Source organism: Faecalibacterium prausnitzii (assembly GCF_003287405.1).
GTDB lineage: Bacteria > Bacillota > Clostridia > Oscillospirales > Ruminococcaceae > Faecalibacterium > Faecalibacterium intestinale.
In genome coordinates this window covers 31,617-49,237 of record NZ_PRLD01000009.1, presented here as the reverse complement: position 1 = coordinate 49,237, position 17,621 = coordinate 31,617, and the positions used below count along the sequence as shown (strand labels likewise).

The 17,621-nt window shown below is 56.5% G+C and carries 16 protein-coding genes and 2 pseudogenes; 10 read left to right on the top strand and 8 right to left on the bottom strand.

Translation table 11 applies throughout. The features are described from left to right. Positions 1-68: 68 nt before the first annotated feature. The 6 genes and pseudogenes from C4N24_RS09840 to C4N24_RS15860 form a co-directional block, all read left to right on the top strand. Positions 69-770: a GntR family transcriptional regulator gene (locus C4N24_RS09840; RefSeq protein ID WP_112091266.1), complete on the top strand. Its 702-nt coding sequence runs from the start codon at positions 69-71 to the stop codon at positions 768-770. Positions 771-888: 118 nt separating this feature from the next. Beyond that, a pseudogene (locus C4N24_RS15820) lies at positions 889-1,461 on the top strand (beta-galactosidase); the annotation flags it as partial. Positions 1,462-1,505: 44 nt separating this feature from the next. Continuing rightward, positions 1,506-1,901: a beta-galactosidase trimerization domain-containing protein gene (locus C4N24_RS09830; RefSeq protein WP_112091265.1), complete on the top strand. Its 396-nt coding sequence runs from the start codon at positions 1,506-1,508 to the stop codon at positions 1,899-1,901. Between the two features lie 142 nt (positions 1,902-2,043). Then, a complete protein-coding gene (locus C4N24_RS09825; protein ID WP_112091264.1) occupies positions 2,044-3,075 on the top strand; it encodes a LacI family DNA-binding transcriptional regulator in 1,032 nt (343 codons plus the stop codon). Positions 3,076-3,159: 84 nt separating this feature from the next. Then, on the top strand, positions 3,160-3,894 hold the full coding sequence (locus C4N24_RS09820; RefSeq protein WP_112091263.1) for an extracellular solute-binding protein: 735 nt from the start codon (positions 3,160-3,162) through the stop codon (positions 3,892-3,894). Between the two features lie 371 nt (positions 3,895-4,265). Further along, a pseudogene (locus C4N24_RS15860) lies at positions 4,266-4,403 on the top strand (rhamnulokinase); the annotation flags it as partial. 250 nt (positions 4,404-4,653) lie between these two features. Here C4N24_RS15860 and C4N24_RS09810 read toward each other — a convergent pair. Then, entirely contained in the window at positions 4,654-5,436 is a 783-nt protein-coding gene (locus tag C4N24_RS09810; RefSeq protein ID WP_097770701.1) for a ZIP family metal transporter, read from the bottom strand. Positions 5,437-5,742: 306 nt separating this feature from the next. Between C4N24_RS09810 and C4N24_RS09805 the strand changes: the two genes are divergently transcribed. The 4 genes from C4N24_RS09805 to C4N24_RS09790 all read left to right on the top strand — a co-directional run bounded on the left by C4N24_RS09805 (position 5,743) and on the right by C4N24_RS09790 (position 9,600). After that, on the top strand, positions 5,743-7,059 hold the full coding sequence (locus tag C4N24_RS09805) for a penicillin-binding Tp47 domain C-containing protein (protein WP_112091262.1): 1,317 nt from the start codon (positions 5,743-5,745) through the stop codon (positions 7,057-7,059). Positions 7,060-7,139: 80 nt separating this feature from the next. After that, a complete protein-coding gene (locus C4N24_RS09800) occupies positions 7,140-8,243 on the top strand; it encodes an FMN-binding protein (RefSeq protein WP_112091261.1) in 1,104 nt (367 codons plus the stop codon). After that, positions 8,240-8,704, top strand: a complete 465-nt coding sequence (locus tag C4N24_RS09795; protein ID WP_112091260.1) for an FMN-binding protein — start codon at positions 8,240-8,242, stop codon at positions 8,702-8,704. Before C4N24_RS09800 ends, C4N24_RS09795 begins: the two co-directional genes overlap by 4 nt. Continuing rightward, on the top strand, positions 8,701-9,600 hold the full coding sequence (locus C4N24_RS09790) for a 4Fe-4S binding protein (protein WP_112091259.1): 900 nt from the start codon (positions 8,701-8,703) through the stop codon (positions 9,598-9,600). The genes C4N24_RS09795 and C4N24_RS09790 overlap by 4 nt, the downstream gene beginning before the upstream one ends. A gap of 159 nt (positions 9,601-9,759) precedes the next feature. Here C4N24_RS09790 and C4N24_RS09785 read toward each other — a convergent pair whose 3' ends face one another. The 7 genes from C4N24_RS09785 to C4N24_RS09755 all read right to left on the bottom strand — a co-directional run bounded on the left by C4N24_RS09785 (position 9,760) and on the right by C4N24_RS09755 (position 17,557). Beyond that, the gene (locus tag C4N24_RS09785) at positions 9,760-11,850 is read right to left on the bottom strand and encodes a heavy metal translocating P-type ATPase (protein ID WP_242983235.1); all 2,091 of its coding nucleotides are present in this window, start codon (positions 11,848-11,850) and stop codon (positions 9,760-9,762) included. Between the two features lie 61 nt (positions 11,851-11,911). Continuing rightward, positions 11,912-12,202 (bottom strand): DUF6110 family protein, encoded by a 291-nt coding sequence (locus C4N24_RS09780; protein WP_112091257.1) that lies wholly within the window; start codon positions 12,200-12,202, stop codon positions 11,912-11,914. A 134-nt stretch (positions 12,203-12,336) separates the two neighbouring features. Beyond that, positions 12,337-12,474 carry a hypothetical protein gene (locus tag C4N24_RS09775; protein ID WP_242983234.1) on the bottom strand — a complete coding sequence of 46 codons (138 nt, stop codon included), beginning with the start codon at positions 12,472-12,474 and terminating at the stop codon, positions 12,337-12,339. A 220-nt stretch (positions 12,475-12,694) separates the two neighbouring features. Beyond that, entirely contained in the window at positions 12,695-13,405 is a 711-nt protein-coding gene (locus tag C4N24_RS09770; protein ID WP_005926942.1) for a response regulator, read from the bottom strand. Continuing rightward, complete coding sequence (locus C4N24_RS09765) at positions 13,398-15,176, bottom strand: DUF4118 domain-containing protein (RefSeq protein ID WP_242983233.1); 1,779 nt, start codon at positions 15,174-15,176, stop codon at positions 13,398-13,400. Before C4N24_RS09765 ends, C4N24_RS09770 begins: the two co-directional genes overlap by 8 nt. Positions 15,177-15,560: 384 nt before the next feature. Next, complete coding sequence (locus C4N24_RS09760; protein WP_005943335.1) at positions 15,561-16,208, bottom strand: potassium channel family protein; 648 nt, start codon at positions 16,206-16,208, stop codon at positions 15,561-15,563. Positions 16,209-16,219: 11 nt separating this feature from the next. Continuing rightward, positions 16,220-17,557: a TrkH family potassium uptake protein gene (locus tag C4N24_RS09755; RefSeq protein ID WP_112091255.1), complete on the bottom strand. Its 1,338-nt coding sequence runs from the start codon at positions 17,555-17,557 to the stop codon at positions 16,220-16,222. Positions 17,558-17,621 lie beyond the last annotated feature (64 nt).

Sequence of the window (17,621 nt, the reverse complement as noted above, 5' to 3'; positions counted from 1 at the left end):
TTGACATTCGTTTGCCGGGACGGTACAATGATATTAAGCTTAATTTACCGGATAAATGGAGAACGACTATGGCTACATTACAGCACACGGATGAGCTTTATCATATTCTCGAGGACGAGATCTGTGCCCTGAAGATCCTGCCCGGGGAAGCGCTGAGCGAAAACCAGCTGTGCAAGCGGTTCGGTGTTTCGCGCACCCCCATCCGCAGCGTTTTGCAGCGGCTGGAGCAGAACCGCTTTGTGCAGATCATCCCCTGCAAGGGCACCATCGTTACCGCCATCGACATCGGCGTGGTGGATCAGCTCATCTTCCAGCGTGTTGCCGTGGAGGGCATGGTGTTCCGGGATTTTGTGCAGAGCTGCTCGCCCATGGAGATCCTTGCTGTGGAGCACCTTTATAATATGCTGCTGGAGGCCGCTGCGGGGCGCAGTGACCCGGAAAATTTTGATTTCAACCACTTCCTCAGCTGCGACCTTGCCATGCACGCGTACTGGTTCCGCAAAACCAGCAAGGAGTACCTTTGGGAGCAGATGACCCGCCCGCAGGCAGATTACTCCCGCTTTATCCGTCTGGACATCGTGGGCGCACGCAACGTGTCCAGCGTTGTCAGCGAGCACGCCGAGATGCTGCGTATTCTGCGGGAGAAAGACCTGGACGCCATTGAGCCGCTGATGCGCACCCACTTGTACGGCGGCGTGAGCCGCATGGGCAGCAAGATCTACTCGGACGAATACCGCGTCTACTTCAAGCTGCCGGAAAGCAATAAATAAAGGCAGCTGCACAAAACGGTTTTCAATGCCCTCCGCTTGCGCTCTGGGCCTATTTAAAGGAATATTATTTTATCGCAATTTTCAGAAATAGTGTCTATCAAAACAGCATATTTGCGATATGCAGTTTGCGGATGTTGCTTGTGCATTAAAAACGCAAACTGCTATAAAATTTGTGGTTCAGAAACGCCTACGGGCGTTTCTGAACCACTTTTTTCACGAGAGGGGTCATTGCAGAAAACGGCAGCCGCCGCAAAAAGACCGTTTTGACGATTTGCCCATAAAACGTGCGCTGACATTGTGGAATCTTCCAGAGCAGCGGCGAGAAGTTTTTTGCATTGCATCAAATATTCAGATTGTTTCAACAAAACGCCATAAAGCCGCATTGCATCTTACGGGCGTTCTTGCTATACTCAGTATCGAACGCAACTTTATTCCGCAAAAATGTTGCGCAATTTGCGCAATCGAAAGAGGAACGATGATGCAACGCTTCCAATTACTTCATGGCGGCGACTATAACCCGGAGCAGTGGCTCGACCGGCCGGACATTCTGGCGCAGGATATTGCGCTGATGAAAAAAGCCCATGTCAACACGGTAACGCTGGGGGTGTTCTCCTGGTCGGCGCTGGAGCCGCAGGAGGGTGTGTTTGCGCTGGACTGGCTGGCCGACATCATCCACAACCTGTATGACAACGGCATTTCCACCATTCTGGCCACCCCCAGTGCGGCGCGCCCCGCATGGATGGCGCAACGCTGCCGGAAGCACAAGCCTCTGTGCTCTGCGAGGTGGCAGCGCTGCAGGATACCGACCCGGCAACGCCGCTCAGCGTCTACACCGAGGACTACTTTGCCGGCTGCCCTGCCGTGGCGATTCATTCTTACGGCGCAGGCCGCGCATACTATCTGGCAAGCCGCTTTGATGCTGCGTTTTATCGCGCATTTTACCGCAACACAGCGCAGGAGGCCGGTCTGACCCCGGCATGGCCGGAGACGCTGCCGGACGGTGTTCTGGCGGCGCGGCGCGGTACGTTCGTCTTTGTACAGAACTGCAATGAGCACCCGGTCGAAGTGGGTGGTGTTGCGCTGAACCGTTACGGAACGGCTGTCTGGAAAAACGGCGAGCAGATCTTATAAGAAGTAAAAATACCGGATTTCAGCGTTCTGCCGAAAAAGCAGGACGCTTTTTGTTTGCTTTCATACTTGACAAAGCGGGCTTATCCCGGTATGCTGGGGTGGCGCTCTGTTGCGCAGTTCTGTGAAAAGGAGAGGATATTCCGTGGCTGCAAAGGAAACCGAAAAAATGACGATCGAGCAGGTGGCCGATGCGCTTGGCGTTTCTAAAACAACGGTATCACGCGCACTTTCCGGCAAAGGGCGCATCAGCGAGGAGACCCGCGCCAAGATATACGCCTATATGGGACGCACCCGTTCCGAGCCGACTTTGGCACAGAGCGGTGAAAAGCTGCGCACCAACAACATCGCCATGATCGTGCCGCAGCGTTTTATTGCGCTGGATCTGCCCTTTTTGCGCAAGTGTATGGGCGGCATCTGCACCATGGCAGACCAGCGCGGCTATGACCTGATGCTCTGCTACTCCTCCAATACCGAGTACCCGCAGCTGCAGCGGCAGCTGGCCAACCACAAGGTGGACGGCGTGATCCTGACCTACGCCATGGCAGACGACCCCTGCATCGACCTTTTGCGGCAATACGAGACGCCTTTCGTGCTTATCGGACGCAGCGAGGACAAGACCATCCCGCAGGCAGACAACGATCAGGTCGCTGCCGCCTGCGAGATGACCCGCATTCTTTTGCAGCTGGGCGCCAAGCGCATCGCGCTGCTGGTGGGCAGCACCATCTACGCGGTCAACACCGACCGCACACGCGGTTATCTGCGTGGATTCGCAGAATTTGGCGTTCCGGTAGACCAGCGGCTCGTTCATTCCGGCGTGGAATCTTCCGGGCAGACCATTGATGCACTGGAGGCGGCGCTGGAGCAGAAAGCAGATTGCATCCTCTGCGGTGATGACGAGATCGCTTTTGAGGTCATGCGGGAGCTGCGGATGCGGCATATCCTCGTGCCCAACGATATGCGGGTCGCCAGTCTGTACGACAGCTCCATGCTCGCCAGCATTACACCCTCGGTCTCGGCAGTGCAGTATGATGCCGAGCAGCTGGGCAAGACCGCCTGCCGGATGCTGCTGGATCGTCTGGCTGGAAAGGAAACGGTCATGCGGCAGCTGGAAGGCTATCAGGTCATCCTGCGGGATTCTACCAAGTGGATGGAACGCTCCCGCAACATCAAATAACGCGTTTTCTGTGCCTGCTCCTTCCCTGGGAGCGGGCATTTTTGTTCTTTGTGCGGCGGAGGTTGCGCTAAAGTTGCGCAGACCATGGACACCATGCTGGAAAAGGCTGCCGCCGCCGGGAAGAAGTTCATGATGAGCGTGAACGACGCATGGTACATTTACAGCTTCTACGCCGGTGCCGGTCTGGTGGCAACGCTGGCAGACGACGGCATCAACACCGTCTGCAACTGGAATGAGGCTCCCGGTGCAGATGTCACGCAGGCCATTTTGGATATCACTGCAAACCCCGGCTTCAAGTCCGGCGCGGATGCTGACATCGCTTCCGCCATCAAGGACGGCAGCTGCTGTGCTGCCATCTCCGGCACTTGGAACGCCAGCACCGCCGAGGGCGCATGGGGCGAGGGCTACGCCGCCACCAAACTGCCCACCTACACCCTGAACGGCGAGCAGGTCCAGATGGGCTCCTTCTCCGGCTACAAGCTGGTGGGCGTCAACCCCCACAGCGCTAACGTGGGCGTGGCTATGATGCTGGCCGACTTCATCACCAACGAGGACAATCAGGTCAAGCGCTTCAACGACCGCAAGCTGGGTCCCTCCAACATCAACGCAAACGCCACTGAGGCTGTGCAGTCCGCACCCGCCATTGCCGCACTGGCTGAGCAGAGTTCTTACGCTACTCTGCAGCGGGTAGGTGCAAACTACTGGAATTCCGCTGCAAGTCTGGGCGAGATCCTTGTCTCCGGCGATACGCAGGGCAAGACCACCCAGCAGCTGGTGGACAACACTGTGGCCGGTATCACCGCACCTGTGGCACAGTAAGCTTTGGTTTTTCCGGCGGGCACGCGGCAGAATGCGGTGTGCCCGCCTTTTATCGCAAGAAAAAGCAGCATACTAAAATTGAGAATTATTTGTCAAATTTCGGAAGATGCGGATAGTGTGTACTCATAAGAACTGCACATACCGCATCTGATCCATGCATCCAGCGTTTCGCCCCTTTCTTTTTTCTGGTTTTCATACGTAAAACAGCCTATTATCTGCAGATTTTTCAGGGCAGTTCCCTGTTTATCTTTGCGCTGCGCTTTGCAGCGCAAGAGTAGACTTTTCACAAAGAATGTGTCACCTTTGCGGACAGAATCGGCAGCATTCTACCGCTATACTGGTAGCAGTCAAAGCCGCACAGGAGACGCATTATGCAAAAAAACTATCTTGCCATCGACATTGGTGCGTCCAGCGGGCGGCACATTGTGGGATGGATGGAGAACGGCGTTCTCCGCACCGAGGAAGTGTACCGTTTTCCCAATAGCGTCCAGCGGACGGACGGTCATCTGGTTAGTTTTGCAGTTGGCAGACCACATCTCTATTATAACAGAGGTTTTTCTTTTCTTCGTCATCCTTTAATGATTCACCGATAAAATCTTTATCGAACCACTCGCCTAGCGAGTGGTTTTAGAAATACAAAAAGCCGCTTCTCAGCGGTCCTTCTGGCAAAAGAATACGCCCTGCTGTTGCCTCTATCAAGAAGTTTAGGCATTTTCGGAGATTTCGAAAAAGATTTCGCTTTCGGGAGCCCTCAAACCGTCACCCCAGTGCCACATCCAGCACCATCATCACGCTGAAGCCTACCGCAAAAAACACCGTGCCAACGTTGGAGTGCTGTCCCTGCGACATTTCCGGGATCAGTTCCTCCACCACCACATACAGCATGGCTCCGGCGGCAAAGCTGAGCAGATAGGGCAAAGCGGGCACCACGATGCCTGCTGCCAGAATCGTCAGCACTGCCCCGATGGGCTCTACGATGCCGGACAGCACGCCGCCCCAGAACGCCCGGCCTTTCTTCATTCCTTCCGCCCGCAGCGGCATGGAGATGATGGCACCCTCCGGGAAGTTCTGGATGGCAATGCCAAGGGAAAGCGCCAGCGCCCCGGCGGCGGTGATCTGAGCAGTTCCGGCAAGATATCCGGCATAGACCACGCCCACCGCCATGCCCTCCGGGATGTTGTGCAGTGTTACCGCCAGAACCATCATGGTGGTGCGCTGGAGCTGGCTTTTTGGCCCTTCGGCCTGCAAACTGTTCTGGTGCAGATGCGGGATGAGATGATCCAGCAGCAGCAAAAACAGGATGCCCAGCCAGAAGCCCACCGCCGCCGGGAAAAACGCCAGTCTGCCCAGATCTGCGGCCTGCTCCATGGCCGGGATCAGCAAGCTCCATACCGATGCCGCCACCATGACCCCGGCGGCAAAGCCGGTGAGGGCGCGCTGGATACCGTCACGCAAAGAGTTTTTTAAAAAGAATACACAGCCTGCTCCAAGGCTTGTGCCCAGAAACGGGATCAAGATCCCCCAGAATGCGTCTTGTATCATGTAGTACCTCCTTGCGGTTATTCATAACTAACCATATGAAAAGTATACTGCGCTCCGGCAAAAAGGTCAAGGGCTTGCAGCATAAAGAGCGTAAACGGCACCTTTTGCCCACAAATTAACCTCTGTAAACATCCCCGTTTTTTCTTGACAACGCTTTGCAGGCGTGCTATTTTAGGTCTCGTCAATTAGCTTATCCTAACCATCTGAGGGGCTTTGCCCCGCGGGTTTTTCTTTGCGCGCAATGTTAGGTGATGCTAACTACATGATCCCTATCCCTTGCCAGTGTGATGAAAGGAGCATTTTTTCATGAGAACAAAGAAATTTCTTTCCCTGCTGCTGTCGGCGGCTATGGCGCTCAGCCTGCTGACCGCTACCGCCTTTGCAGCAGCCCCCGCCGAGGAGGAAAACGGCTTTTTCGATTTTCTGCTGGGCAAAAAGTACACCTACCTTTACGCTGCCCTGACTTGGGACGAGTACTGGGCAAACGAGAAGGTCTATGCTGCCGGCAGCACTGCCGCTTCTGCGCAGCTGGACAGCCACGAGGAGCACGACCTTGGCGCATTTGACGCCGTTTCCCGCGCTACCGCCAACCATGGTCTGCACCGCGGCAGCTTCCAGAGCACTGCTGTCATCTACGCCAAGGACGGCAGCACCTACACCGTTTCCCACTGGTCGGACGATGGCAAGACCATCTATCTGGCCGATGGCACTACCGTAGGCTGGAACCGCGGCACCATCACTAAGGCCGATGGCTCTACCGTGCAGATGGACCATTACGAGGTGCTGGGCACCAAGTATGTGCCGGTGCGCGTGGCTACCAGCGACCTTGCAGATTTCTGCTCCAAGTACACCGTTGTGGAAAACGGCGGCCAGCTGGTGGGCGGCTACTCTGAAAAGAACCTGACCGCCTACACCCTGACGGCTGCGGTGGACAAGAACACCAACGGCCTGAAGTATGCAACCAAGAGCGGCGATGGCTACACCTTCTCCGCCGCACACACCGGCACCGGTTCCGGCGTGGCTGAAGCCGCCCAGAAAGCTGCTGATGGTCTTACCGTGAACCTGCGCAGCGGCAGCGATGTGGGCAGCTTTGGCGAGTTCATCCGTGTGGACCTGAACGGCAACTACGGCGAGCTGGGCTCCCGGATGCAGTCCGTGGTGTGGACTTACTACGGCAATGACAGCACCTACACCCACGCCAAGGCCTCCTACGGCACTAAGTTTGCAGCCGACAACTGGATGCACAAGTCCATGGGCATCCAGCTGGGTCTGAGCGATTCCGCCCGCTGCCAGCTGCCGGAAGGCACCGATGGCACCGGCTACTGGACCATCACCATCCGCGCACTGGGCTACGCCGACACGGTGGTCAAGTTCCAGACCACTGCCGAGAACCTTGCCAAGCACGAGCTGGCAAGCGATGCCGACCGCGCCGCCCTGCAGGCTGTAGTTGCCGAAGCACAGGGCAAGGCAAAGGCCGCTTACACCGCCGACAGCTACGCCAATCTGGAGACTGAACTGGCCGAAAGCGTGGAGCTGCTGAGCCGCGAGACCTTGTATAAGGCCGCTGCACTGGAGCAGGTGACCCACCTGACCGATGCCGTGCAGAACCTGAAAGCTGCCTGATCCGGCAAAAAACAGAATACCCAAAAAGCAAGGTCGCTCTATGCAGGCGGCCTTGCTTTTCCGTGTCAGGAGGAGTTGGAATGAACAAAAAACGAAGCAACACGCTGCTGCCGCTGGTGCAGCTGCTCCCGGCGGTGGCGGCAGCGGCAGCGGTGCTTTTTGCCCTGCCGCGCACTGTGCCGGTGCTGGCTGCCGTGCCGGAAAGGCTGACAGCCGTGGTGGAGCAGCCGGTGGAAGCCGCTTCCTCCGAAGCGGAGGAAGAAGCGCTGCCCAAGCTGCCCTATGCTGACGGCGTTTACGTCGGCTCTTCCCGGGGCTACGGCGGTACCGTCCGGGTGCAGGTCACCATGGAAAACGGCAGCATCACGGAGGTTGAAATTCTGGATGCTTCCCACGAGACCAAGCAGTTTCTGCGGCGTGCAAAGCGGCTTTTGACTACTGTAGTGGATGCCCAGAGCTGGGAGGTGGATGCCGTTTCCGAAGCCACCTACACCAGCCGGGGCATTCTGGGCGCGGTGCAGAACGCCCTGACCGGCGAGGTGGTCAACAATCCCCTGCCGCCGCAGCCCAAGCCCGCCGCACCGCTGGTGGTGGAGGAATTTACAGCGCCATCCACCTACCGTGACGGCATCTACACTGCCGAAGCCATAGGCTTTGAGGGCAAAATTACGGTACAGATCACGGTGGCAGAGGATAAGATCACCGATATCACGATTCTGAGCGCTGAGGACGAGGAGGAATATCTTTCCCGGGCAAAGCGGGTCATTCCCGCCATTCTGGAAGGACAAAACCCCAATGTGGATGCTGTTTCCGGTGCCACCTACTCTTCCACCGGTATCCTGAACGCCGTCAAGCTGGCGCTGGCAAAGGCCGCTGTCGCCCCGGCAGAGGAAGCCGACCCGGAGCAGGCTGCATCGGAAGAAGTGGTGGAAGAAGTCGCACCGTCCGAAGCGGCAGAACCCGAGGAAACGCCGGTCACCGCGCCCACCGTGGAGGTGGTGCAGCCGGAGGAAAAGAGCGCTGTTTCCACGTGGTTCAAGGAAGTATGGCAGCAGCTTTTCCCGGCAGATGCACCGGACGATTCTGAACCGGCATCTTCTGAGGAAGTGCTGCCGGCATCCGAGACGGCGCTTCCGCCGGAAGAGACCGAAACCGAACCTGAAACGGAAGGAGCAGCGGAATGAAATACAAGAATTTTCTTCTCCGGGCAGTGAACCTGCTGCTGTTCCTTGGCATCCTGTGGCAATACCAGCAGGTAGCGCTGGTCCGGGCGGCGGCGGTAAGTCAGCGCAAGCAGGAAATTGCCGAGGTGGAAGCCTACAACGCTTCCGTTTTGCAGGCGCAGAGCGCAGCGCAGGCGGAGCAGAGCCAGAGCGGCTACCGGGACGGCACCTACGAGGGCAGCGCCTTTGGTTTTGGCGATGTCATCCGGGTGTCGGTAACCATTCAGAACGGAAAAATGACCGATATATCGGTGCTGGATGCTTCCGGTGAGGATAAGCCCTACTATAAGCAGGCGCTGCCTTTGCTGGACGAGATGCTGGCGGTGCAGTCTGCCGAGGTGGATACCGTTTCCGGCGCTACCCTCACGGCAGAAGGACTTATCGGTGCAGTAGCGGACGCACTGGGAAAGGCGGCAGGATGATGGAAAAAACACAGGCAAAGCCTTTAACTGCGGCGCAGCAGCGTCAGCGGGACAAAAAGCGCCGCATATGGCTGCGCGCCGGGGTGCAGCTGTTCTTCTTTGTGACCATGCCGGGCGCATTCGTGGCCGGGTTTTCCGGGGTAAAACAGATTTTTCTGCACATCGGTGCGGGCGAGGTGCTCTCGGCGGACAGCTTTACGCTTTCCCTGCTGGGGCTGTGCGGCTTCACGTTGCTGTTCGACCGGTTTTTCTGCGGGTACGCCTGCGCCTTTGGCAGCTTGGGCGATGCCGTCTGGGCGCTGTCCGGGCTACTCCAGAAAAAGCTGTTTCACCGCAAAAAGCAGCTCCGTCTGCCGGAGCGGGCGGTGCTTTGGGGGCAGAAGGTCAAATATCTGCTGCTGGCAGGGCTGGTAGCGCTGTATGTGACCCGGCAGGAAAAGCTGTTGACCGGCGCAAGCCCGTGGGAGGTATTTTCCCGCCTGACGGCTCTGCGTCTGCCGCCGGAGGGCTTCGGTGTGGGCATTGCGCTGCTTGTGCTCATTTTGCTGGGCATGGCGGTGCAGCCCCGGTTCTTCTGTCAGTTTCTCTGCCCCATGGGTGCGGTGTTCGCCCTGCTGCCGGTGCTGCCCTTTGCACGGCTGCACCGGCAGAGTGAGGGCTGCATTCCGGGCTGCAACGCCTGCAAGCAGCAGTGCCCGGTGTGCCTGAAGCTGGAGGAAAGCAGCCTGCGCAGCGGGGAGTGCATCGCCTGTGAAGCCTGCGTGGGCACCTGCCCCAAACAGAACATCCACCGGTGGGATACCGCCTTGTGTAAGCACCAGTGGCTGCCGGTGCTGGGTAAGGCGCTGCTCTTCTTCCTGCTGGGCTGCTGGCTGGGCTTCTGCCGGTTTATCTGAAACAAAAAGGAAGCCGCTGCGCAGTATTTGTGCATCAGTCTCCTTTTTTGACTAGGACGATTTTGAATGCCCTCCGCTATGCTCTGGGCATTTTCAGCGGAAAAACTATTTATAATTTCGGTACGCCGGAGCGTCTGCGGACGCTCCGGCGTACCATTTTCACGGTAAAGGCTTCTGCTCCAGCAGGTCTGTCATGCTGCGCAGGCTGATGCCAAGGGTGGAAAGGTTATGCAGCATCGCGCTGGTGGCAGGGGGCAGGATGCCCAGTGCGCCCAGAAGGATGAGCGCGGAGTTGAAGCTGAGGACAAAGCGGTAATTGCTGCCCACCCGCTTTTGCAGGGCGTTGGCAATGGCTTTTAAAGTCACCAGTTCTTCCAGACTGTCTGCACGGATGGTCACATCGGCAATTTCCCGGGCGATGGCGGCACCGGAATGGATGGCGATGCCGATATCTGCCGCCGACAAGGCGGGCGAATCGTTGATGCCGTCACCGATCATCACCACCGTATGTCCTTCGGCCTTGGCGTCACGGACAAAGGCGGCTTTATCCTCCGGCAACACCTCCGCAAAGCAGCGGTCCACCCCCACCTGCGCCGCAATGGCGCGGGCGGTGCGGTCGCTGTCGCCGGTCATCATGACCGTCTGGGCAATGCCCAGCTTCCGGAGCTTATGCAGCACCTGTGCCGCCTCCGGGCGCAGGGGGTCTGCGATGCAGATGACCCCCGCCAGCACCCCGGAAGCCGCCAGATACAGGTGGGAGTACTGCGGGTCCAGTGCATCGAACTTTGCCTGTTCCCCCGCCGGGATGGTGCAGCCCTCGTCCTCAAAAATGAAGTGGGCACTGCCGATGACCACCCGCGTGCCGCCCACCCGGCTGGCAATGCCGTGCGCCACGATGTACTCCACCTCGGAGTGCATCTCCTCGTGGGAGATACCCCGCTCTCTGGCAGCACGGACAACGGCGTTTGCCATGGAATGGGGGAAATGCTCTTCCAGACAGGCGGCAAGCTGCAATACCTCCTGCTCCTCACAGCCGGAGAAAGGCACTACCTGCACCACCTGCGGGGTGGCACGGGTGAGGGTGCCGGTCTTATCGAACACGATGGTGTCCGCCTTTGCCAGCGCTTCCAGATACTTGCCGCCCTTTACGGTGATGTGGTATTCCCCGCACTCCCGCATGGCAGAAAGCACCGCCAGCGGCATGGAAAGCTTCAGTGCACAGGAGAAGTCCACCATCAAAATGGAGATGGCGCGGGTGACATTGCGGGTAAAGGCGTAGGTAGCCACCGTACCGGCAAGGCACCACGGCACCAGACGGTCGGCCAGCTGCAAAGCCCGGTTCTCAGTGCCGGACTTGAGCTTTTCCGATTCCTCGATCATCGCCACGATCTTATCGTAGCGGTTGGCACCGCCTTCGGCTTTGGCCACAAGGACGCATTCGCCCTCTTCCACCACCGTGCCTGCGTAGACGGTGGCACCGGTGGTCTTGCGCACCGGCATGGACTCGCCGGTCAGGGCGGCTTGGTTCACCATGGCTTCGCCCTCCAGTACCATGCCGTCCAGCGGGATCATGTTGCCGGAGCGCACCACTACTTCGTCCCCTGCGTGGACGCGGGTCAACGGCACCAGCACCTCGCCCTGCGGGGTACGCACCCAGACCTTATCCACGTTCAGTGCCATGCTGCGGGCAAGGTCGTCCAAACTCTTTTTCCGCGTCCACTCTTCCAGCAGGCTGCCCACCGTCAGCAGGAACATCACCGAGCCTGCGGTGCTGTAATCGCCCCGCAGGAGGGAGGCGGTGATGCTGAGCGCATCCAGCACCTCTACTTCCAGCTTGCGGTGCAGCAGGCAGCGGATCCCCTTCCAGATAAAGGCGATGGAGCGCCACACCGTATAGGCCGCTGCGATGGGCGCGGGCAGGAACACCTTGCGGAACACCCGGCCCGCCACAAGGCTGACCATCTTTTCCTGATATTCCTGATTGATCTTCCGGCTGTCGTGAGAGGTGACCAGCACCTCCAGTTCTTCGTTGTCAAAGCGGTAGGCCGCCAGCAGGGCGGCGGCGTCCTTCCGGCTGCCCCGGTAGGTCAGCACCACATCTCCGGTGCGCTCGTAGACGGTGGCTTTCTGGATGTTGTCCTGCCCGTTCAGGTAGGCTTCCAGCACGTCTGCCCGGTGCAGGGTCATGCGCACAGCGCAGACGTGCACCCGCATCCGTCCCTTCCCTTCATGTAGGATCGTACATTTCATTGCTTTTCTTACCCCTCTGTGCAAAAAGAGCCGCCCAAAGCGGCGGCTCTGCTGCGCTATATCACTGTGCGGTCTGCTCTTCGGCCTGTTCTTCTTCAGCCGTATCCTCGATGACCTCCTGTGCAGCCTCGGCGGCGCGGCTCTCGTTGATGGCCTTTGCATCGGCAAGGATGTCCCCTGCTTCCTCCTGCACCTTATTCACGGTCTGCATGGTGCAGTCCTTCATCCGCAGCACCGCAGCGGTGGTCTGGGTGTAGACCTTTTTGGCATCCTTGCTGGACAGCACCTTGAAGCCGGCAGAGCCGAACACCACACCGCCCAAAAACAGTGCAAGCTTTTTTGCATCAAACATATTTACCCCTCGTTTCTGTATTTCCTATCTGTGTGCCCATCCCCTTGAGTGGGGCAGGCTCTTTATCTTTATATTGTAGCACGCTTTCGGGGTTTTTCAATATTTTTCGACGATGTTAGGACGTATTAACATTGTTAGCGGCTATGTTCAAGCCCCGGCAAGATGAAAAGCCAGCGGCTGCTCAGCATCCGCTGAATCGTGTTATATGCCATCTCCCCGCCCATAGAATTTTTGATGTTGTACGCCTTTAACCAATCCCGAAGGTCGGTCATGGCAGGCACCTCCTATTTATACATCATTGAACGGTGGAGCAGCCGGTTCAGCAGCCCTTCCCGGGGGTGCCGTCGTCCGGGACGCTGTTGCCACCGGAATTCAGGATCGCCGCGAACTGCTGCAACTGCTTGAGGGAGCTTACACCCAGTTTTTCGTAGATATCGCTATCGTCCGTAGCTTTTGGCAGGGTGCGTTCGCAGGACGCACCCTGTTTTTTTACTATGCTTCATCATTTTCTGCGCGCAGCATCCGGTATCCGACACCAACATGGGTCTGGATCAGATGCGGCGCATCCGGGTATCGTTCCAATTTTTTGCGCAGGGATGCCATGTAAACGCGCAAGGAAGCAATGTCATTTTCCTGCGTACTGCCCCATACTTTCTGCGTGAGGGAGGTATGCGTCAGCACTTTGCCCACATTATGCGCCAGCACACACAGCAGTTTGTACTCGATGGGGGTCAAATGCAATTCATTCTCGCTCAGCCAGACGCAGCCTGCCGAGAAGTCGATCTTCAAAGGACCATTGACAAAAACCGGGCTATTGATGCCGTCAGAAGCCAGCAGATTCAATCGGCGCTGCGTTACACGCAGTCTTGCCAGCAGCTCATCCACGGAAAACGGCTTTGTCAGATAATCGTCTGCGCCGTTGTCCAGTGCCTCGATCTTATCAGAATCTTCGCTCCGGGCACTCAGGACGATGATGGGCAGGTTCGACCATGTGCGGACGCTGCGGATGACCTCGATGCCGTCTATATCGGGCAGCCCAAGATCCAGCAGCATGATGTCCGGATTGTGGCTGGTAGTCATCATGATCGCCGTTTCCCCATTGGAAGCAGTCAGATATTTATAGCCGTGGGTTTTCAGGGTCGTTGTGATCAGACACCGTACAGGAACATCATCCTCTACGACCAGAATGGACGGCTTATTCATGAATGTTCACCTCGCTTTGCGGCAATGCAAAGGAAAAGACACTGCCGTTGGGAATGTTGTCACGCAGGGTCAATGTTCCGCCGTGAGCCGTCAGGATCGCTCGGCAGAGGGGCAAACCCAAGCCAAGGCTGCGGTGGCTGTCTGCGATGCGGCTCTGCCCGGTATAAAACATCTCGAACACCTGTGCTTTTGCGCGATCTGGAATGCCGGGACCGTTATCTGCAACCTCCACTACGACCTGATGGTCTTTCCGGTAAGCCGAAATCTGAATAACCGAGCCCACGGGGGTGTATTTGATGGCGTTATCCACCAGATTGACAACGACCTGCATGATCAGCCGTGCATCCACATTGACCAGGAGGATCTCGTCCCCATACTGTGTTGTGATGGTGTGTTCGCAGCTTTTCCGGTTGACATGATGCAGTGCTTCTTCGATCATTTCGTCCATCAGCTGCGGTGAGATCTGCAGATTCATCCGCCCATCTTCAATGCGGGTGATGGAAAGCAGATTTTCCACCAGACCGATCAGCCATTGTGCATCGTCAAAAATATCGGTGCAGATCTTGTTCCGGGTCTCTGTATCCAGCGTTTCTCCGTTGGAAAGCAGATTGCTGGCATTGCCGGAAATGGAGGTCAGCGGGGTGCGCAGGTCATGGGAGATCGTGCGCAGCAGGTTTGCCCGCAGTTCTTCATTCCTTGCCTGCAATGCAGCTTGCTCTTTTTCCAGCGCGTTTCTGCGGTTTTCGATGGCCAGCGCACCTTCGCCCAGAATGGAAAGCAGCACACTGTTTTCAAAGGCATCCAGCGGTTTTTCGGACAGATCGATTCCGATCACTCCAAACACGCCGCCTCCGGTCCGAAGCGCAAGATAAAGCCCCTTTGCATCCGGGTAGCTATCCGTGCCTGCGCCGGAACGCTTTTTGTTGGCAAACGTCCAGTTTGCTGCATCTCGTTCTTCCGGTGCAGAAAAGATGTTACACGGCACTTCCCCATCAATCCCAAAAACCTGTTCTGACCCAAGATCTCCGTTTTGTTCCGGGTAAACGATCAAACTCCGGTTCAGCAGCTTCATCAGCTGGGACGCTGTCTGAGAGAGGATTTCTTCCTCGTTTTTTGCTCTCTGTAAAAGCTGATTCGTATCAAACAGTACCTTTGTCCGGAATGCTGCCTGCGCAGACATTTTTGCATGATCCTTCAGCCGTGTTGTCAACGCACAGGTAATGATTGCAGAGGTCAGCATCAGGGCAAATGTAACCTGATAACCGGGGTCATACGCATGGAATGTCAGGCGCGGTTCCGTCAGAAAAAAATTGTACAGCGCAACACCGGCAACAGAGCCCAGCACACCGCAGGTGTAACCGCTGGTACACAATGCGGTGAACAGCACCCCCAGCATATAGAGCATGATAATATTATAGCGTGCAAAGTCCAGTTGTAAGAAAAAGAAGCCGATGAGCGTGATGCAGCTCAGGATGCCTGCGGTGATCAGCAGATCACGGACAGACGGCAGAAGCGGACGGGTGAACAGCTTCCGTCCTGAACCGTAGCCGTTCTCTGCAGAAGCATCCGGGATGATATAAATATCCAGATTAGGCGCAGTCAGCGTCAATTTTTCAGTCAGTGACGGTCCACTCCAGAAATGGCGGCGATGTACGCTGGAGCGCCCCAACACGATTTTTGTAATGCCGGAGATGCGGGCAAACTCCGCGATCTGCTGCGGAATGTCATCTCCGTAGATCGTAGAAATGTCGGCACCTGCCTGCTCTGCCATACGAATGTGCTGCTGCAAGCGCCGACAGTCTTCTTTTCCCATCTGATCCGAATCAGGAGTCCGGACATACAGAGCTGTAAAGGTCCCTCCAAACGCCTTTGCCATCGTTGCTGCCGTCCGCACGATCTTTGCATTGGAGGGAGAGGACGACAGACACGCCAGAATATGTTCAGTGGGTGGGTCGTTCTGATTCATAAAAATCACCTGCCTTGCCCACAGTATAGCACAATTTGATGGTCACGACCACCAGCCGCGTCTTTTTCCTTCCTGTCGAAGGATCTCCTTCCGCATATGATCCAGCGCATCTGCTGCCCGGAAACCACTCAACATGACTCCAAGAACCATCAATAACAAAGCGACATCCATACGATCCGTCCTATCTTTTTAGAGCCGGAAACACTTCTGGATCGATGCGTATTTTCCCAAAACCAGCATACTTTCATCCCGGCACAGCTGCGTATCCGGCGTAATGCTCATATCGAGCTTTCCGTCTTTTTTCAGTGCAAGAATGTTGATGTTATACTTTTTTCGAATATTGATCTCGCCGATCGTGCGATCCACCCATTCCGGCGGAATCGTCACTTCCATGATGGCGTGGTCGTCCTGCAGCTCGATATAATCGAGAATGTGTTCGGAGCTGTATCGGATCGCTGCCCACTTTGCCAGCTGCTTTTCCGGGTAGACCACTTCATCCGCACCGTTGCGCAGCAGAAACTTGGCTTGTACATCCCGCTCTGCACGCGAGACCACAAGCTTTGCCCCCAGCTCCTTGAGCAGTGATGTTGTTTCCAACGAGCTTTGAAAATTACCGCCGATGGTTACGATACACACATCAAAATTGCCAACGCCAAGGGAACGCAGAAAGTATTCGCTGGTGCTGTCACCGATCTGTGCATTCGTCACATAGGAAAGCACGGCGTTCACACGGTCCTCATTGCTGTCGATTGCCATGACCTGATGACCCAGCTCATTCAGTTCCTGCGCAATATGGCGGCCAAAACGGCCAAGCCCAATCAAAAGAATCGATTTCATACTTGTCTCCTTTATCCGATTGCGATTTTCTCCTGCGGCAGACGAGAGTGGGCAGGGCTGCTGCCAAATGCCGCATAGATCAATGTCAATCCGCCAACACGTCCTAAAAACATCAGTGCGATCAGCACCCCCTGCGAAAGGATGCCCAACTGCGGCGTGATACCCAATGTCAGACCTACCGTTGCCACAGCCGAAGCAGTCTCATACAAACAGACCGACATCGGCAGCTGCTCTGCCGTAGCAATGACAAAGGCTCCGAGGAAGAATAGCGTCAAATACATCCCTGCAATCGTGGCAGCATTCTTGACCGCGGAACCATCTATGCGCCGCCCGAAAAATTCGGCATCTTCTCTGCGGCGGAAGGTCGCCCACATATTGGCCAGCAAAACGGCGAATGTTGTGGTTTTCATGCCGCCTGCCGTGGAGCCGGGCGAACCGCCCAACAGCATCAGAACCACCATCAATGCCTGTGAAGTGCTGCCCATCGCAGCAAGATCAGCGGTGTTAAAGCCGGCAGTACGGGGGGTAACAGATTGGAACATCGACAATAAAATGCGCTGCCGGGCAGAGCCTGCCGTGAACTCGAAGCAATAAAAGTACAGCGCCGGCAGTACCAGAAGAAACGCCGTTGTAACAAGGATCACCTTGCTCTGCATCCGATAGCGGTGAAAGTCAAGGCGATATGTACAAATGTCCTCCCATGTCAGAAAGCCAAGGCCGCCAAAGACGATCAGGGCCGCGATCACTGTGGTAAGCAATGGGTCACCTGCATACCGTGTCAGCGAAACAAATTTTGCACCCTCTGTTCCCAGCAGGTCAAAGCCGGCATTGCAGAACGCCGAAATGGAATGAAACAGCGCGTACCAGATCCCGCGCAAACCATAATCGGCGCAAAACGTCGGAAGCAGCAGTGCAGCACCGACCAATTCAAACAGGGCGGTGATCCGCAGAATAAAGCCTGTCAGCCGAACGATGCCGCCCATCTGTGGGGCAGCCGTGGCTTCCTGCATCGTGCTGCGCTGCTTGAGGGAGATCTTTCGCCCGGAAAGCAGCGCAAAGGCAGCACCCACTGTAATGACACCCAATCCTCCGATCTGGATCAGAAGAAGGATCACACTCTGCCCGAATGCCGACCAGTAGCTGCCGGTATCCTGAACCACAAGCCCGGTCACGCAAAGGGCAGAGGTGGAGGTAAATAGTGCCTCATGGAACGGTGTAACGCACCGCTGCTGTGCAGCGATCGGGAGCATCAGAAGCAATGCGCCCACCAGATCAACTGCCGCAAAACCTGCAATAATGACCTGAAAAGAAGAAAAACGGTGCTGCCTGTAACGAGGATATTGAATCATAAAAGCTCCTTTACCTATCCGTGTGCATAAAGATTAGCATGGAATAGATAAAAGAGCCGTAAAG

Coding starts and splice junctions, on each gene's coding strand:
- C4N24_RS09820 (WP_112091263.1), top strand. CDS start 3,160: ATGGACACCATGCTGGAAAAGGCTGCCGCCGCCGGGAAGAAGTTCATG.
- C4N24_RS09785 (WP_242983235.1), bottom strand. CDS start 11,850: ATGAAATGTACGATCCTACATGAAGGGAAGGGACGGATGCGGGTGCAC.
- C4N24_RS09795 (WP_112091260.1), top strand. CDS start 8,240: ATGAAATACAAGAATTTTCTTCTCCGGGCAGTGAACCTGCTGCTGTTC.
- C4N24_RS09790 (WP_112091259.1), top strand. CDS start 8,701: ATGATGGAAAAAACACAGGCAAAGCCTTTAACTGCGGCGCAGCAGCGT.
- C4N24_RS09760 (WP_005943335.1), bottom strand. CDS start 16,208: ATGAAATCGATTCTTTTGATTGGGCTTGGCCGTTTTGGCCGCCATATT.
- C4N24_RS09800 (WP_112091261.1), top strand. CDS start 7,140: ATGAACAAAAAACGAAGCAACACGCTGCTGCCGCTGGTGCAGCTGCTC.
- C4N24_RS09780 (WP_112091257.1), bottom strand. CDS start 12,202: ATGTTTGATGCAAAAAAGCTTGCACTGTTTTTGGGCGGTGTGGTGTTC.
- C4N24_RS09765 (WP_242983233.1), bottom strand. CDS start 15,176: ATGGCAGAGCAGGCAGGTGCCGACATTTCTACGATCTACGGAGATGAC.
- C4N24_RS09810 (WP_097770701.1), bottom strand. CDS start 5,436: ATGATACAAGACGCATTCTGGGGGATCTTGATCCCGTTTCTGGGCACA.
- C4N24_RS09755 (WP_112091255.1), bottom strand. CDS start 17,557: ATGATTCAATATCCTCGTTACAGGCAGCACCGTTTTTCTTCTTTTCAG.
- C4N24_RS09830 (WP_112091265.1), top strand. CDS start 1,506: ATGGATGGCGCAACGCTGCCGGAAGCACAAGCCTCTGTGCTCTGCGAG.
- C4N24_RS09840 (WP_112091266.1), top strand. CDS start 69: ATGGCTACATTACAGCACACGGATGAGCTTTATCATATTCTCGAGGAC.
- C4N24_RS09770 (WP_005926942.1), bottom strand. CDS start 13,405: ATGAATAAGCCGTCCATTCTGGTCGTAGAGGATGATGTTCCTGTACGG.
- C4N24_RS09805 (WP_112091262.1), top strand. CDS start 5,743: ATGAGAACAAAGAAATTTCTTTCCCTGCTGCTGTCGGCGGCTATGGCG.
- C4N24_RS09775 (WP_242983234.1), bottom strand. CDS start 12,474: ATGACCGACCTTCGGGATTGGTTAAAGGCGTACAACATCAAAAATTCT.